The sequence below is a fragment of the uncultured Algibacter sp. genome (assembly GCF_947495675.1).
Lineage (GTDB): Bacteria > Bacteroidota > Bacteroidia > Flavobacteriales > Flavobacteriaceae > Algibacter_B.
The window spans coordinates 35,920-51,600 of record NZ_CANLZX010000005.1; the positions used below are offsets into that span (position 1 = coordinate 35,920).

At 31.8% G+C, this 15,681-nt stretch carries 16 protein-coding genes; 15 read left to right on the top strand and 1 reads right to left on the bottom strand.

Features of this window, described 5'->3' with window-relative positions; all coding sequences use genetic code 11:
- Window positions 1-112: 112 nt before the first annotated feature.
- From Q0842_RS05030 to Q0842_RS05100, 15 genes are all read left to right on the top strand, one after another.
- Window positions 113-985, top strand: coding sequence for an acyl-CoA thioesterase II (locus tag Q0842_RS05030; protein WP_298495013.1), 873 nt, complete (start codon window positions 113-115; stop codon window positions 983-985).
- Window positions 975-1,661, top strand: a complete 687-nt coding sequence (locus Q0842_RS05035) for a glycerophosphodiester phosphodiesterase family protein (RefSeq protein ID WP_298495015.1) — start codon at window positions 975-977, stop codon at window positions 1,659-1,661. Before Q0842_RS05030 ends, Q0842_RS05035 begins: the two co-directional genes overlap by 11 nt.
- Window positions 1,658-2,869 (top strand): NAD(P)/FAD-dependent oxidoreductase, encoded by a 1,212-nt coding sequence (locus tag Q0842_RS05040; protein ID WP_298495018.1) that lies wholly within the window; start codon window positions 1,658-1,660, stop codon window positions 2,867-2,869. Before Q0842_RS05035 ends, Q0842_RS05040 begins: the two co-directional genes overlap by 4 nt.
- Before the next feature lies 1 nt (window position 2,870).
- On the top strand, window positions 2,871-3,407 hold the full coding sequence (locus Q0842_RS05045; RefSeq protein WP_298495021.1) for a DUF1697 domain-containing protein: 537 nt from the start codon (window positions 2,871-2,873) through the stop codon (window positions 3,405-3,407).
- Window positions 3,408-3,410: 3 nt separating this feature from the next.
- Window positions 3,411-4,490, top strand: a complete 1,080-nt coding sequence (gene mvaD / locus Q0842_RS05050) for a diphosphomevalonate decarboxylase (RefSeq protein ID WP_298495023.1) — start codon at window positions 3,411-3,413, stop codon at window positions 4,488-4,490.
- A gap of 68 nt (window positions 4,491-4,558) precedes the next feature.
- Complete coding sequence (locus Q0842_RS05055; RefSeq protein ID WP_298495024.1) at window positions 4,559-5,488, top strand: mevalonate kinase; 930 nt, start codon at window positions 4,559-4,561, stop codon at window positions 5,486-5,488.
- Between the two features lie 69 nt (window positions 5,489-5,557).
- A complete protein-coding gene (locus Q0842_RS05060) occupies window positions 5,558-6,460 on the top strand; it encodes a geranylgeranylglycerol-phosphate geranylgeranyltransferase (RefSeq protein ID WP_298495027.1) in 903 nt (300 codons plus the stop codon).
- Window positions 6,461-6,621: 161 nt separating this feature from the next.
- Window positions 6,622-7,464 (top strand): pseudouridine synthase, encoded by an 843-nt coding sequence (locus tag Q0842_RS05065; RefSeq protein WP_298495029.1) that lies wholly within the window; start codon window positions 6,622-6,624, stop codon window positions 7,462-7,464.
- Between the two features lie 601 nt (window positions 7,465-8,065).
- Entirely contained in the window at window positions 8,066-9,517 is a 1,452-nt protein-coding gene (locus tag Q0842_RS05070; protein WP_298495031.1) for an arginine decarboxylase, read from the top strand.
- Between the two features lie 4 nt (window positions 9,518-9,521).
- Window positions 9,522-10,457, top strand: coding sequence for an agmatinase (speB, locus tag Q0842_RS05075; protein WP_298495034.1), 936 nt, complete (start codon window positions 9,522-9,524; stop codon window positions 10,455-10,457).
- A complete protein-coding gene (locus Q0842_RS05080) occupies window positions 10,444-11,421 on the top strand; it encodes a deoxyhypusine synthase family protein (protein WP_298495037.1) in 978 nt (325 codons plus the stop codon). The genes speB and Q0842_RS05080 overlap by 14 nt, the downstream gene beginning before the upstream one ends.
- Window positions 11,422-11,423: 2 nt before the next feature.
- Window positions 11,424-12,950: a bifunctional GNAT family N-acetyltransferase/carbon-nitrogen hydrolase family protein gene (locus Q0842_RS05085; protein WP_092847997.1), complete on the top strand. Its 1,527-nt coding sequence runs from the start codon at window positions 11,424-11,426 to the stop codon at window positions 12,948-12,950.
- 48 nt (window positions 12,951-12,998) lie between these two features.
- Window positions 12,999-13,322, top strand: a complete 324-nt coding sequence (locus Q0842_RS05090) for a hypothetical protein (RefSeq protein ID WP_298495043.1) — start codon at window positions 12,999-13,001, stop codon at window positions 13,320-13,322.
- A gap of 11 nt (window positions 13,323-13,333) precedes the next feature.
- The gene (locus Q0842_RS05095) at window positions 13,334-13,555 is read left to right on the top strand and encodes a hypothetical protein (protein WP_298495045.1); all 222 of its coding nucleotides are present in this window, start codon (window positions 13,334-13,336) and stop codon (window positions 13,553-13,555) included.
- 225 nt (window positions 13,556-13,780) lie between these two features.
- Window positions 13,781-14,161 (top strand): hypothetical protein, encoded by a 381-nt coding sequence (locus tag Q0842_RS05100; RefSeq protein WP_298495047.1) that lies wholly within the window; start codon window positions 13,781-13,783, stop codon window positions 14,159-14,161.
- A 24-nt stretch (window positions 14,162-14,185) separates the two neighbouring features.
- On the opposite strand, the gene Q0842_RS05105 is transcribed toward Q0842_RS05100, so the two are convergent.
- Window positions 14,186-15,577 (bottom strand): mannosyltransferase, encoded by a 1,392-nt coding sequence (locus Q0842_RS05105; RefSeq protein ID WP_298495050.1) that lies wholly within the window; start codon window positions 15,575-15,577, stop codon window positions 14,186-14,188.
- Window positions 15,578-15,681: the final 104 nt, after the last annotated feature.

Genomic DNA, 15,681 nt, shown 5'->3' on the forward strand with positions numbered 1-15,681 from the left:
CTTTGTAAAATATAACATAATAAAGTTCCTTTAAAAAATTAAATGGAACTTTAAAATATTCGTTAAAGTTAAATAAAGCTTATTGCTTATTAGATTAATTTATTAGAAGTTTATGACTACAGTTAACGATTTATTAAACCTTTTAGTATTAGAGAAAATAAACGATAACGAATTTAATGGTATAAGTAAAACAATTGGAAGTCCTATTGTATTTGGAGGGCAAGTATTGGCACAAGCTTTAAATGCAGCGAGTAGAACAATTACCAATCAAAGAGTTTTGCATTCTATGCATGCTTATTTTTTAGAAGCTGGAGATTTAGAATTGCCTATAACTTATAATGTAAGTATTGTTAGAGATGGAGGAAGTTTTTCTGTTAGACGTGTAACAGCACATCAAAAGGACACAACAATATTTATTTTATCAGCCTCTTTTCATAAAAAAGAAGATGGGTATAGTCATCAAATTGAGATGAAATCAAATATTAAACAACCAGAAGAATTGTTAAGCTGGACAGATATGTATAAGGAATATGGAGATTTTTTACCCAAAGGACTTAAATCTTTTTTAGCTATTAAACGTCCTGTAGAATTTAAGCCTACAGCGTTTGCTAATCCTTTAGATCCAAAAGACTTACCACCTAGTCATGATGTTTGGTTTAAACTAAAAGGCGATGTTAAAGATTTAGATTTATCAACTAAACAGCAGATTTTAACTTATATTTCGGATTATAACATATTAACATCAACATTAAATCCTCATGCAAGTAGTGCACATTGGGGTAATACAATAACAGCAAGTTTAGACCACTCAATGTGGTTTTTTAGAGAATTCGATTTTTCAGATTGGTTACTCTACAGTACAGAATCCCCTAGTACCTCTGGTGCTAGAGGTTTTGCACGAGGACATATTTTTACAAGAGGCGGAAAATTAATAGCCTCTGTAGCTCAAGAAGGATTAATAAGACCTATTAAAAATGACAAGTAATATTTTAAAAATCGGACATAGAGGAGCCAAAGGGCATGTAACCGAAAACACTTTAGAATCTATAAAGAAAGCTTTTGCTTTGGGAGTAGATGGTATTGAAATTGATGTACATAGATGCGCATCAGGCGAGTTAGTAGTCTTTCATGATTTTACCGTAGATAGAATCACAAATGGTACTGGCGAAGTTTCAAAACAACCACTAAGGGCTTTAAAAAACTTAAAAACTAAAGGTACATATCAAATCCCAACTTTGGCCGAGGTGTTGCTTTTAGTGGATAATAAGTGCTTGCTAAATATAGAACTTAAAGGTCAGGATACAGCAAAAGAGGCAGCCAGAATTATTACATTTTATGTAGATAAAAAGGGATGGGATTATAGCAATATTTTAGTCTCTAGTTTTCATGAAGATTTACTTGAAACGGTACGAGGTATAAATGATAAAATTCCTTTAGGAGTGCTAACTGAAAACAATCTAGAAAGAGCAATTACTTTTGCAAAAAGTATTAAAGCAGTATCTATTCTTCCTAATTATACAATGTTAACAGAAGAGATTGTAACAGAGCTTAAAGAAGATTTTAAAGTAATTACGTTTACTGTAAATAATTTAAAGCCATTGGAACGTATAAAATCTTATGGTGTTGATGGTATAATTTCGGATTATCCTGATAGGATATGATAAAAAAAAGCGTCATCGTTATTGGTGGTGGAGCTGCAGGTTTCTTTGCTGCAATAAACATAGCTGAACAAAATCCAAATTTAAAAGTTACTATTCTTGAACGAGGTAAAGAAGGTCTAGGAAAAGTAAAGGTATCTGGTGGCGGGCGTTGTAATGTTACTCATGCAGAATTTATTCCTCAAGAATTAGTTCAAAATTATCCGCGAGGCGAAAAAGAACTCTTAGGGCCTTTTCATCAATTCATGACAGGTGATACTATTGACTGGTTTGAAAAACGAGGCGTAGAATTAAAAATTGAAGACGATGGCAGAATGTTTCCTGTTTCTAATTCATCACAAACTATCATTGACTGTTTTTTAAACGAAGCAGAAAAGCATCAAGTTGAAATATTGTACAATCATTCTGTAAAGGCTTTAAGTCAAAAAGGTCAAACTTTTAAAATTGAAACCTCACAGGGCGATTTTTTATCTGATAGGGTTTTAATTGCAACAGGAAGTAATCCCAAAATATGGAATATTTTAGAATCTTTAGGGCATACCATTTCACAACCCGTTCCTTCATTATTTACTTTCAACATAAAAGATAAACGTATACAGGATATTCCGGGTGTTGTTGCTCAAAATGTTGAGATTAGAGTTTTAGAAACTAATCTTTGGAGTGAAGGCCCATTGTTAATTACACATTGGGGAATGAGTGCGCCATCAATTTTAAAATTATCTGCTTTTGGTGCTTTAGAATTGTCAAAACGAAATTATAATTTTCAAATAGAGGTTAATTTTATTAAGCAAAGTTTTGAAGATTGTTTTAATACTTTAAAAATTTTAAAACAAGATTTGGCTAAAAAGACAGTTTTTAAAACCACACAATTTGATTTGCCAAAACGTTTATGGCATAAGTTAGTTTTAGCCTCAAATATGGACATAGAAACTCGATGGGCAGATTTAAATAAAATTCAGTTAGAAACTTTAGCAAATCAACTTACTAAAGCCATTTTTAAGGTAGATGGTAAAAGTACCTTTAAGGAAGAATTTGTTACAGCAGGTGGTGTTAATCTCAAAGAAATTAATTTTAAAACTTTTGAAAGCAAATACGTAAAAGGTCTGTATTTTGCAGGTGAAGTTATTGATGTTGATGCGGTTACAGGAGGTTTTAATTTCCAAAACGCTTGGACTGGCGCTTATATTGCTGCTCAAAATATTTCAAAATAAAATGCATACTTATATCGCTTTTTTAAGAGGAATTAATGTTGGCGGACATAAAAAAGTGCCAATGGCTCAATTAAGAGAATTACTTGGTAAAAAGGGCTTAAAAAATGTACAAACGTATATTCAAAGTGGCAATGTGATTTTTCAATCGAAAGAAACAAACAATAATATTTTAGAGGGTAAAATACAAAAGGCTATTGTAGGGCAATTTGGATTTGATGTTCCGGTTTTAGTAATTAGCCCAATAGAGTTAAAGAAAGTTTATGATGATTGTCCTTTTCCTGAAGCCCAAAAAACTAATAGTTATTTCATGTTTCTTTACGATATTCCAGACCAAGATTTAGTTAAAGAAATTTCAGGAATATCTTATCCAAATGAAACATTTGTTATTACTAAGATTGCTATCTATTTTCATTGTTCGAAAGGATATGGTAAAGCGAAGTTTAGTAATAATTTCTTCGAAAAAAGGTTAAAAATTACAGCCACAGCAAGAAACTATAAAACTATAGTAAAGTTATTATCTTTGTCAACTGAAATATAATAAATGATAGTAGAAGATTTCATTCCAAAATCAAGTTCAAAAAGTATAGAAAAAGGTAGTTTCACTTGGTCATCACCAAGTAATATTGCTTTAGTTAAATATTGGGGGAAGAAAGCGCATCAAATACCAGAAAACCCATCTATAAGTTTTACACTTAATAATTGTAAAACAACTACAACTTTGAGTTTTTCAAAAAAAGAAACTAATAATAGCTTTTCATTTGAAGTTTATTTAGATGATGAAAAGAAAGATGATTTCAAACCAAAAATTGAAACTTTTTTTAAACGTGTTGAAGTTTATTTGCCTTTTTTAAAGGATTATCATTTTAAAATAGAAACATCAAATACTTTTCCACATAGTTCTGGTATTGCATCTTCGGCCTCTGGTATGAGTGCTTTAGCGTTGTGCTTAATGAGTATTGAGAAAACACTAAGCCCTAGCATATCTGAAGAAAGTTTTACTAAAAAAGCCTCGTTTTTAGCTCGTTTGGGCTCTGGTAGTGCTTGTAGAAGTTTAGAAGGTAATTTAGTTGTTTGGGGAAAGCATATTGAAATTGATGGAAGCTCTGATTTATTCGGCGTTAAATATCCTTATCAAGTGCATCAAAACTTTAAAAACTACCAAGACACAATATTGCTTGTAGATAAAGGAGAAAAACAAGTGAGTAGTACTTTAGGGCATAATTTAATGCACGATCATCCTTTTGCTCAAGAACGCTTTAAGCAAGCTAATAAAAACCTATCAGATATAATCTCAATATTAAAAACAGGTGATTTAGATAAATTTATTGCACTTGTAGAAAGTGAAGCATTAACGTTACATGCAATGATGATGACAAGCATGCCGTATTTTATTTTAATGAAACCTAATACATTAGAAATTTTAAATAAAATATGGGCTTATAGAAATACTTCAGGTTCAAAAGTTTGTTTTACTTTAGATGCTGGAGCAAATGTGCATGTGCTTTATCCTGAGAATGAAGCTGCTCAAGTATTAGAATTCATTCAGAATGAATTAGTTGCATATTGTCAAAATGGACAGTATATTTGCGACGTTATTGGTTTGGGGGCTAATAAAATGTAATATGCTAATATTTTGTTTAAAAAAATAGTATATTTGTTAAACATGTTGTCTCAAACAAAGTATCTTTTATGAAAGGACCTCTATTTTACTCAAAAATTTTACTCTTTGGTGAGTATGGAATCATTAAAGATTCTAAAGGTTTATCAATTCCTTATAGTTTTTATAATGGTGCTTTAAAGAAAGATGAAAATCCTTCTGATGAAGCTATAAAATCGAACACAAGCTTAAAAAGATTTGCTAAGCATATCCAGAGTATTGATACTGCTATTGTTCGTTTTGATAATAAACGCTTACAAGACGATGTGAATTCTGGTATGTACTTTGATTCGTCAATACCACAAGGCTATGGTGTAGGAAGTAGTGGAGCTTTAGTGGCAGCCCTTTATGATAAATATGCCTTTGATAAAATTACGGTACTCGAGAATTTAACAAGAGAGAAATTATTAAAACTAAAAGCAATATTTTCTGCAATGGAATCTTTTTTCCACGGAAAATCTTCTGGTTTAGATCCTTTAAATAGTTATTTAAGCATTCCAATTCTTATTAACTCCAAAGATAATATTGAAGCAACAGGTATTCCGGCACAACAAAGTGATGGTAAGGGTGCTGTGTTTTTGTTAGATAGTGGAATTATTGGCGAAACGGCACCAATGGTAAGTTTATTTATGGAAAACATGAAGCAAGAAGGCTTCCGTAGCATGCTTAAAAATCAGTTTATAAAACATACAGATGCCTGTGTTGACGATTTCTTAAAAGGCGATATAAAGTCTCTTTTTAGAAACACCAAACAACTTTCAAAAATTGTTTTGAATAATTTTAAACCCATGATTCCTAATCAATTTCATGACCTTTGGAAAAAAGGATTGGATACCAACGATTATTATTTAAAGCTTTGTGGTTCAGGTGGTGGAGGTTATATACTTGGGTTTACTCAAGATATTAAAAAAGCAAAACAAGCATTATCAGATTATAAGTTAGAAGTCGTTTATAACTTCTAAAAGCCATTTACTGTTTATTCTAAAATGTTATCTAGAACCAGATTCAGGATTTCATCAAACTTTTTTTAAATGTTAACAAGAAGGCAGAAACATATACTACTCAAATTTTTCAGTATGTTTTCTGTAATTAGAGGCTACAATATTCTGGTTGTTGTAATTGCTCAATATCTTACTTCAATTTACATTTTAGCTCACGATAAGCCATTAAAGCAGGTCGTTTTAGATTTAAATCTACTTATGCTAGTGTTAGCATCAGCAGCAACTATAGCAGCAGGCTATATTATTAATAGTTTTTACGATTCAGAAAAAGATTTAATAAACCGCCCAATAAAATCTAGATTAGATAGGTTGGTTAGCCAAAACACCAAACTCTCCTTTTATTTTGTATTAAATTTTATTGCAGTAATTATGGCCAGTTATGTGTCGTTTAAGGCTGTAATTTTCTTTTCATTATACATTTTTGGTATTTGGTTTTATTCACATAAATTAAAAAAAATGCCATTTGTAGGTAATCTAACATCGGCCATTTTAACTATTACACCATTCTTCGCCATTTTTATGTATTACAAAAATTTTGAAACCGTAATTTTTGTACATGCTATATTCTTGTTTTTAATGATTTCAATGCGAGAACTTACTAAAGATTTAGAAAACATAAAAGGAGATATTGCGCAGAATTACGTAACAATACCTGTGGCTTACGGGGAAAAAACATCAAAAATAATGTTAACTATTTTAGCGGTTTTAACGATAATACCAACCTATTTATTGCTATATCGTTTTGAAGTAGGACATATGTATCTCTTTTTTTATTTAAGCTTTTGTTTGCTCGTAATTTTTCTGTTTTTACTATGGCAATCAAAAACCAAAATACAGTATTTAATATTACACAATATTTTAAAATTTATCATTCTAGCAGGCGTCTTTAGTATTTTACTAATCGATGTAAGTGTTATTTTAAATAGAATTTAATTTATTTGGGTTTTCTAAAAGTTGGGTTATAGGTCAATGGTACTTACTAGTACCTCTTTTTTGGTTTTCAACTTTAATCCCTAACCTAAAAGCAACAAATCAATAAACATTAAATATAGAATCATAATTTTTAAGTATATCTTTGCACAAAATATAAAGTAATGAATAAGAATCAAGGGAGTAAAGGAAAAGGAAAACCATCTGGACGTGGAAAAGGAAACACACGTTCTACAAGTTATGCAAGAGGAAATGCACCTATTAAAAAAAATACTCAAGCACCTAAAAAAACAGGAAATCCTGATGAAATTAGGTTAAATAAATATATAGCTAATTCTGGTATATGCTCGCGTCGTGAGGCAGATGAACATATAGCAATAGGTTTAGTAACCGTAAATGGTAAAGTAATTACCGAAATGGGATATAAAGTAAAGTTAGCAGATGAGGTTAAATATGATGGCTCACGAATAAACCCAGAGAAAAAAGCCTATGTGTTATTAAACAAACCAAAAGGTTTTGCAACAACAACTAGCGAAGGTAAAGGACGTACAGTTATGGATTTAGTTGCAAATGCTACAGATTCGCGAATTAAACCTATTGGGCGTTTAGGAAGAAACTCTAAGGGATTATTGTTGTTTACTAATGATGATTCAGTTGCTAAAAAATTCACAAATTCTAAAAATGGGGTAGCCCGTTTATTTCATATAGAATTAGATAAAAATTTAATATTAGAAGATTTAAAAAAGATTCAAGCTGGTTTTAAGGTAGAAGGAAAATTAATTGAAGTTGAAGAAATTAGTTATATTGATGGTGCTTCAAAAAAAGAAATAGGCTTAAAAATTAAAAATACTGGAAACACAATAATTCGTACCATCTTTGAATATTTAAAGTACGAAATAGTAAGCTTAGATTGTGTTGCTATTGGTCACTTAACCAAAAAAGATATTCCTCGCGGACATTGGAAACACTTAACAGAGCAAGAATTGAATACTTTGAAAATGTTGTAATACAATTAATTTATTTCATTGTTTTTATAATAATAATTCTTAAGTTTTTTATAGATTACCTTGGTGTATTTTATAGAACTCTTGTAGGTTTATTATGTCATTTTTTATATATAACTAGATATTTGTTTAATACCAGGAAACTTTCTTTTGTATTGCGTTTTTTACGTTAGGGATAGTAACGGAAAGCCCACAGCGAGGTACGAGCGAGGACTTATAGTGTATAGCCCGACCCTTGTGGTAACGCCCAAAAAAAATATTTCAAAAAAAATATTAAAAATGTTTGGTGTGTCAAAAAATAAATTACATTTGCGCACTTTTTTAAGCGAAATAACTTAAAAATTAGCTGAACACATTGAACCCTGTTTGTATGTTCGGGCTTTTGAAAATTAGGAAGTCATATTCAAAAGCAGCTTACAGATTAAGCGACCGAATTTTAAAGCTAACTTCCGTTTCTCCAATACATGCTATACAGCATGAATATGCCTTTGTGCCCACTACCGAAAAGGAATTTCGTATTTGATATTGTTAAATTTTTATTGGCTTAACGTGTAGTTAATACACTTATTACATCTTTAACTTTTATTAAAATTTACTTTTTACATTGAATACAAAATATATTGATTTAATCAATCAAACTTACGAGTTCCCTCAAGAGGAATTTAAAGTTGAAAAGGGACAGTTGCATTTTCATGATATTGACTTAATGCAATTAACAAAACAGTATGGTGCACCACTAAAATTCACATATTTACCTCAAATATCTAACAATATTAATAAGGCAAAAATGTGGTTTGCTAATGCTATTGAGAAATATAATTACAAAGGAAATTATAATTATTGCTACTGTACAAAAAGCAGTCATTTTAAACATGTTTTAGATGAAGCTTTAAAGAACGATATACATATTGAAACATCGTCGGCTTTTGATATTGATATTGTTGAAAGCTTAAAAGCAGATGGTAGGATTACAGATAATACATATGTAATTAGCAATGGTTTTAAACGTGCACAGTACGTTACAAACATTGCGCGGTTAATCAATAATGGGCATAAAAATGCGATTCCAATTATAGATAATTACGAAGAAATAGATTTACTTTCTCAAGAGATTAATGGTAAATTTAATGTTGGAATTAGAATTGCATCTGAAGAAGAACCAAAGTTTGAGTTTTATACATCGCGTTTAGGTATAGGTTACAAAAACATTGTGCCTTTTTATAAAAACCAAATTGCTAATAATGAAAAAGTTGAGCTAAAAATGCTACACTTTTTTATTAATACAGGTATTCGTGATAATGCTTATTACTGGAACGAATTATTAAAGTGTTTAAAGGTTTACACAAATTTGAAAAAGATTTGTCCAACTTTAAATAGCTTAAATATTGGTGGTGGTTTTCCTATTAAAAACTCATTAGCTTTTGAGTTTGATTACGAGTATATGATAGATGAAATTATCAATCAAATTAAACTAACTTGTGAGGAAGAAGAAGTAGATGTACCAAATATTTTCACAGAGTTTGGAAGCTTTACAGTAGGCGAAAGTGGCGGTGCTATTTATGAAGTACTTTACCAAAAACAACAAAACGATCGTGAAAAATGGAACATGATAAACTCATCTTTTATTACAACATTACCAGATACTTGGGCTATTAATAAACGTTTTATAATGTTAGCAATAAATCGTTGGCAAGATAGTTATGAGCGTGTATTATTGGGAGGGTTAACTTGTGATAGCGATGATTATTATAACAGCGAACAGCATATGAATGCTATTTATATGCCAAAATATAACAAAGACAAACCTTTGTATATAGGTTTTTTTAACACCGGAGCTTACCAAGAAACTATTGGTGGTTTTGGCGGTTTACAACATTGTTTAATTCCGTCGCCTAAGCATATCTTAATTAATAGAGATGCCAATGGAAACATAACGACTGAATTATTTAGTGAACAACAAAAAAGTGAAGACTTACTTAAAATATTAGGTTATGATAAGCGTCAAGATCAAATTGTTAAAGATGACGCTTTAGAATTAACCAAATCTCATTCATAGTAAAATGGAAAATACATACGCAGGAATTCCTGAAGAATTAGCAAAATTAGAGCAAGCAAAAATTGTTTTAATTCCTGTGCCTTACGATGGTACAAGTACATGGCAAAAAGGTGCCGATAAAGGCCCAAAGGCTTTTTTAGATGCTTCGGAAAACATGGAGCTTTATGATATTGAAACCGGAACAGAAGTTTATAAACAAGGTGTGTTTTTAGCTGATGCGGTTACAGAAGATGCTTCGCCAGAGGCCATGGTTGAGGCGGTGCATCAAGCCACTAAAAAGTATATTAAAAAAAATAAATTCGTTACTATTTTTGGAGGCGAGCACTCCATTTCTATTGGTACTATTCGTGCCTTTAACGAGATGTACCCTAGTTTAACGGTATTGCATATTGATGCGCATGCCGATTTAAGAAAGGAGTACGAGGGTTCTACTTGCAATCATGCTTGTGCGGTTTACGAAGCAAGCCAGAATACAAACCTTATTCAGGTAGGAATTCGCTCTATGGATATTATTGAAAAAACGGTAATGGACGAGGAGAAAACCTATTTTGCACACGATATGGCGATGGATGATACTTGGATGGATTCGGCTATCGATCAAATGACAGAAAATGTGTTTATTACTTTCGATTTAGATGCTTTCGATCCTTCAATTTTACCAAGTACAGGAACGCCAGAACCAGGTGGATTATTATGGTATGAAACCCTAGAGTTCTTAAAACAAGTTTTTGAAGAGAAAAACGTGGTGGGATTTGATATTGTTGAATTATGCCCAAATAAAAAAGAAAAATCATCAGACTTTTTAGCTGCTAAACTTTACTATAAAATGTTAAGCTATAAGTTTGTAAATGAGGCTGTAGAAGCCGATTACGATAACAATTACGAAAACCCAAAACAAAAAACGAATACTTTAAAATTTACTGACGATGACAACTACTAAAGGACCAATTTCTCAATTTATTGAAACGCATTATTTGCATTTTAATGCAGCAGCTTTAGTGGATGCTGCTAAGGGCTATGAAGCACAATTGGAGTCTGGTGCTAAAATGTTAGTATCGCTTGCTGGTGCCATGAGTACTGCCGAATTAGGTAAAAGTTTTGCCGAAATGATTCGTCAGGATAAAGTACATATCATTTCTTGTACAGGAGCAAACTTAGAAGAGGATATCATGAATTTGGTAGCACATTCGCATTATAAACGTGTACCAAATTATCGCGATTTAACACCTCAAGATGAGTGGGATTTGTTAGAAAAAGGATTAAACCGTGTAACCGATACCTGTATTCCAGAGCATGAAGCATTCCGTCGTTTACAAGAGCATATCTATAAAATATGGAAAGATGCCGAAGCTAAAGGTGAGCGCTATTTACCACATGAGTATATGTACAAAATGTTATTGTCTGGAGTGTTAGAGCAATACTACGAAATCGATTTAAAAGATTCTTGGATGTATGCTGCAGCCGAAAAAAACTTACCAATAGTATGCCCAGGTTGGGAAGATAGTACTATGGGGAATATTTTTGCTAGCTACGTTTTAAAAGGCGATTTAAAGGCAAGCACCATGAAATCGGGTATAGAGTACATGACGTTTTTAGCAGATTGGTATACTAACAACTCATCAAAAGGTATTGGGTTTTTCCAAATTGGTGGAGGTATAGCTGGCGATTTTCCAATATGCGTTGTGCCAATGTTATATCAAGATATGGAGCGCACAGACACACCATTTTGGAGCTATTTTTGTCAAATTTCAGATTCTACAACAAGTTATGGTTCATATTCTGGAGCTGTACCAAACGAAAAAATTACTTGGGGAAAATTAGATATAAATACACCAAAATTTATTGTGGAGAGTGATGCTACTATTGTTGCACCTTTAATTTTTGCTTACCTTTTGGGTCAGTAATCATGGACGCAAAAAAAATAGAAAATATCGAGCTTAAGTATTTAACTGTTGATGATTATCAAGAGTTAAAAGAAGCCACATTAGAGTCTTATGCAGGAGTACTAGATTCTTATTGGAAAAAAGATCATATTATTCAATTAACCTCCATGTTTCCAGAAGGGCAAGTGGTTATAAAAATTGATGGCGATATTGCAGGTTGTGCATTATCTCTTATTGTAGATTATGATAAGATTGATGATAACCATACCTATGCCGATATTATTGCTGGCGAGTCTTTTAAAAATCACGACCCCGAGGGCGATGTGTTATATGGTATTGATGTTTTTATAAAACCAGAGTATAGAGGTTTGCGTTTAGGCAGACGCTTGTACGATTACAGAAAAGAAATCTGTGAAAACCTGAATTTAAAAAGCATCATTTTTGGTGGAAGAATGCCAAATTACCACAAACACAAGGAGTTTTCGCCTAAAGATTATATTGAAAAAGTAAAGCGCAAGGAAATTCATGATCCTGTTTTAAATTTTCAAATTTCTAACGATTTTCATCCGGTAAGAGTTTTAAAAGGCTATTTGGAAGGCGATACAGCATCCAATGAATATGCCGTGTTAATGGAGTGGGATAATATTTATTATACCAAACCAACACGAAAAGCGGCTTCGGTAAAAACGGTAGTGCGCTTGGGCTTAATCCAATGGCAAATGCGACCATACAAAGCCTTGGAAGATTTAATGCAGCAGGTGGAATATTTTATTGATAGTGTAGCAGCCTACAGATCAGATTTTGCAGTATTTCCAGAGTTTTTTAATGCACCTTTAATGGCAGAGTTTAACCATTTGCACGAACCCGAAGCCATTAGAAAACTTGCAGAATTTACAGAGGTTATAGTTAATAAACTAAAGCAGCTATCTATATCGTATAACATTAATATTATTTCTGGAAGTATGCCAGAAGTTGTTGGCGATAAGCTATATAACGTAGGTTATTTGTGCAGACGAGATGGTAGTTTTGAGCGTTACGAAAAAATTCATGTTACGCCAGACGAGGCTAAAGTTTGGGGTATGCAACGTGGTAATTCATTAAAAACTTACGATACCGATTGTGGTAAAATAGGAATTTTAATTTGTTACGATTCTGAGTTTCCAGAACTATCGCGCTTACTTTCAGACGAAGGTATGGATATATTGTTTGTACCGTTTTTAACCGATACTCAAAACGGCTATTCTCGTGTGCGTTTATGCGCGCAAGCTAGAGCCGTAGAAAACGAATGTTATGTGGCTATTGCAGGAAGTGTAGGTAATTTACCAAATGTAAATAACATGGATATTCAATACGCGCAATCGGCCGTATTTACGCCATGCGACTTTTCATTTCCTAGTAATGGAATTAAAGCAGAAGCCACGCCAAATACAGAAATGATATTGGTTGCCGATGTAGATTTAAGCTTGCTTAGAGAGCTGCATTCGTTTGGTGCCGTTAAAAATTTAAAAGACAGAAGAAAAGATTTTTATGATGTTATTCGTGTTAAATAATGATAAATAGTATATTTATAACATCAAGAAACCCCAACTTTAAGAAAAATGAAAAATAGAAATAGTAACTTGAAACGTGTAATAGTCGATTTTAAAAAATTGACTCCAGAAATTTTAGCTTTGCTAGTAGAGCGTTATCCCGATGGATATGATGACGATGATGTAATCTCGTTTAAAAATCAACATAACGAACTTGTTGAGGCTGTCGAGGTTATTACAGAAGATACTAAGTATTTGGTAAAAGTAAGTACCAAATTATCGGTAACCATGGAGAATTATGATGAAGATGATTATGAAGATTTTGATAATAACGATCCTGAAGCTGTTCAGCCACCAGATTTAGCTGATGAAGATACAGAAGACAACGATTAAATATAATTATTATGAGAACTGCCGCTTTTAAATCTTACAAAAACGGTTATTACAATTTTTGGTTTGAAAACGGGGAGGAGCTAGCCTTCGAAGAGGTGCACCCTCGCGTTTTAAAGCAATATGATTTACAAAATGACGAATCTTTAATTGATAAGGACTTTAGAATTACTTTTATAGAAGACGGTGATGATGAAAACCCAATCTACAGAGTAGAGAGTCTTAAACCACTTTAAATGCGAGTTTTAAAAACTGCATTATTTTGATTGCTTTTAGGTCTGTTTATTTTAATTATTTATTGTAAAAATATTATTTATTTTAATCTAGATAATAGAATAAAACGTATATTTAATATTGTGACTGCTAGTAGTTTCTGGGTGAAATTATTTTAAGTGTTCGGGCTTTAGGTAGTCTGTTTTTTTCCGAAAAAAGGATTTAGTTAAATTTTAAATTTTTTAAAAATGAACACAAAAAAAATTATAGTGTTAAGTGGTTTAATGTTGTTTTTTTTATCACTTTCAAGTTTTAAAATACAATCAGATTTTAGTGCTAATTTAATTTCTGTTGAAGACCAAGAGGGTTTAATTGTTTATGCTACTTTTGACGGAAAAGAAGATTATGGTTATAATTTTATAACTAAAGATAGAGATGGCGAAGAGCAGACTTTAACATTTCAGAAAGTTGAAGATGCGGTTTTAGCATCATTCGATTTAAACGGAGATACTTTAATTGGTACAAAGTTTAAAATAACTTTTAATCGCGATTTAAAGTTTTCTAAAGATGAAGACGGCATGGATGATGAAGATGAAACAAATACAATTATAAAGCTAGAAAAGCTTTAAAAAAATATTTATAATAAAATTATTTTAGGCTCCTAGTTTACTGGGAGCTTTTTTTATAAATGCTTCCCAAATAAATACACCATATACAATGATGTACTCTAAGGCTATAACTACCATATTTTCAGATTTGTCAGCAGAATTTAGGTTTACGTATGCTAAGTAACTAAGAATAATAACAAAACTCCAAACCAACGGAAATTTATATTTAGTAAATACCGATAAAATTATAAGTGTAGAGACATACCATGGGTGTACTGTAGTGGCCGTAAAATAATAAAAGGATAACGCTAGTAACATAGCAGTAATAAGTTCTGTAAAGGTATTGTTTTTTCTAAAAAAGGTAGTTATTAAAACAAATAAAATAACAACTATTGGTGTAACGCTACCTATAATGGCAATTTCGTTATATCCTCTAAATTGGTAGCCAATTTCTCTGGCTATATAGTACAAACTACCATTAAATTCGAAATTTTGAAACCAAAGAGCTACAGTTTTCGAGTAGTTGTTTATAAACTCAGACGAATAAAAAGGCATAAAAAGTAAGAGTGTTGTTATACCTACAATAGCATAAAAACCAATTAGCTTTTTGAGTTTTTTTGCAAAAGAGATGTCTTTATTATTATTTTTTGTAAACCATTGGTAAAAAAGAGGTAAAAAGATTAAGGGAATTAATTTAACAGATATAGATAAAGCTAATACGATTGCAGCTGGTTTCCATTTACCAACAAAAAGTAAATATAAACTCCAAACTAAAAAGAATATCATAACGCCTTCAAAATGTAAATTACCTGTTAATTCGATAATTATAAACGGGTTTAATATATACCAGAATATATTATGAGTAGGAATTTTAAGTTTTGCCAATAGTTTTGATCCGAAGTGAAGTGTACCAAAATCTGCAGCAATAATAAGCAGTCGCATAACTACTACCGAGCCTAAAATGCTTTTACTAGCAAACAAGGCCGCAATTGCAAAACAAAGTTGGTTTATAGGTGGGTAATTGCTAAAATGGCTGGCGTTTAAATCGCCCATGCCTGCACGAAGCTCTAAAGCTTGAGCTATAGGGAATTCATTTTTGCTTATTAGAGATTCTACGGTAAATAAATACGGGTTAATGCCTTCTAAAATCATACGGCCGTCCCAAACAAAACGGTAAAAATCTTGCGATAAATTGGGTATAGCTAATATAAAAAGAGCTCGAAACCCAAAGGCTAAATAGGTTAGAGTTTTGGTGTTACTTTTAAAACGCTGTACTAATTTATAGAATAAAACAAACAATGCTGTATAAAGCAAGATGAGTTTTAGATATTCTGTTCTTAGTAAATTATATGCAAATGCCCAGTAGAATAACACACTTAATATCACCAGAACTAATGGTGTTTTATTGAGTTTTAAAATCGTGGGGTTTAAAAACATGCGTAAATATAATTCTTATTCTAATACACAATATTAATATCTGCGTTAGCGATTGAACGGTCTGTTTGAGCTCGCCGACGTAGGAGGAAGCGAGTAGTGAAAGC

What these genes read in the sequence shown, in the direction of transcription:
- Q0842_RS05030 (WP_298495013.1), top strand. Translation starts at nt 113, where the DNA reads ATGACTACAGTTAACGATTTATTAAACCTTTTAGTATTAGAGAAAATA.
- Q0842_RS05035 (WP_298495015.1), top strand. Translation starts at nt 975, where the DNA reads ATGACAAGTAATATTTTAAAAATCGGACATAGAGGAGCCAAAGGGCAT.
- Q0842_RS05040 (WP_298495018.1), top strand. Translation starts at nt 1,658, where the DNA reads ATGATAAAAAAAAGCGTCATCGTTATTGGTGGTGGAGCTGCAGGTTTC.
- Q0842_RS05045 (WP_298495021.1), top strand. Translation starts at nt 2,871, where the DNA reads ATGCATACTTATATCGCTTTTTTAAGAGGAATTAATGTTGGCGGACAT.
- mvaD (WP_298495023.1), top strand. Translation starts at nt 3,411, where the DNA reads ATGATAGTAGAAGATTTCATTCCAAAATCAAGTTCAAAAAGTATAGAA.
- Q0842_RS05055 (WP_298495024.1), top strand. Translation starts at nt 4,559, where the DNA reads ATGAAAGGACCTCTATTTTACTCAAAAATTTTACTCTTTGGTGAGTAT.
- Q0842_RS05060 (WP_298495027.1), top strand. Translation starts at nt 5,558, where the DNA reads ATGTTAACAAGAAGGCAGAAACATATACTACTCAAATTTTTCAGTATG.
- Q0842_RS05065 (WP_298495029.1), top strand. Translation starts at nt 6,622, where the DNA reads ATGAATAAGAATCAAGGGAGTAAAGGAAAAGGAAAACCATCTGGACGT.
- speB (WP_298495034.1), top strand. Translation starts at nt 9,522, where the DNA reads ATGGAAAATACATACGCAGGAATTCCTGAAGAATTAGCAAAATTAGAG.
- Q0842_RS05080 (WP_298495037.1), top strand. Translation starts at nt 10,444, where the DNA reads ATGACAACTACTAAAGGACCAATTTCTCAATTTATTGAAACGCATTAT.
- Q0842_RS05085 (WP_092847997.1), top strand. Translation starts at nt 11,424, where the DNA reads ATGGACGCAAAAAAAATAGAAAATATCGAGCTTAAGTATTTAACTGTT.
- Q0842_RS05090 (WP_298495043.1), top strand. Translation starts at nt 12,999, where the DNA reads ATGAAAAATAGAAATAGTAACTTGAAACGTGTAATAGTCGATTTTAAA.
- Q0842_RS05095 (WP_298495045.1), top strand. Translation starts at nt 13,334, where the DNA reads ATGAGAACTGCCGCTTTTAAATCTTACAAAAACGGTTATTACAATTTT.
- Q0842_RS05100 (WP_298495047.1), top strand. Translation starts at nt 13,781, where the DNA reads ATGAACACAAAAAAAATTATAGTGTTAAGTGGTTTAATGTTGTTTTTT.
- Q0842_RS05105 (WP_298495050.1), bottom strand. Translation starts at nt 15,577, where the DNA reads ATGTTTTTAAACCCCACGATTTTAAAACTCAATAAAACACCATTAGTT.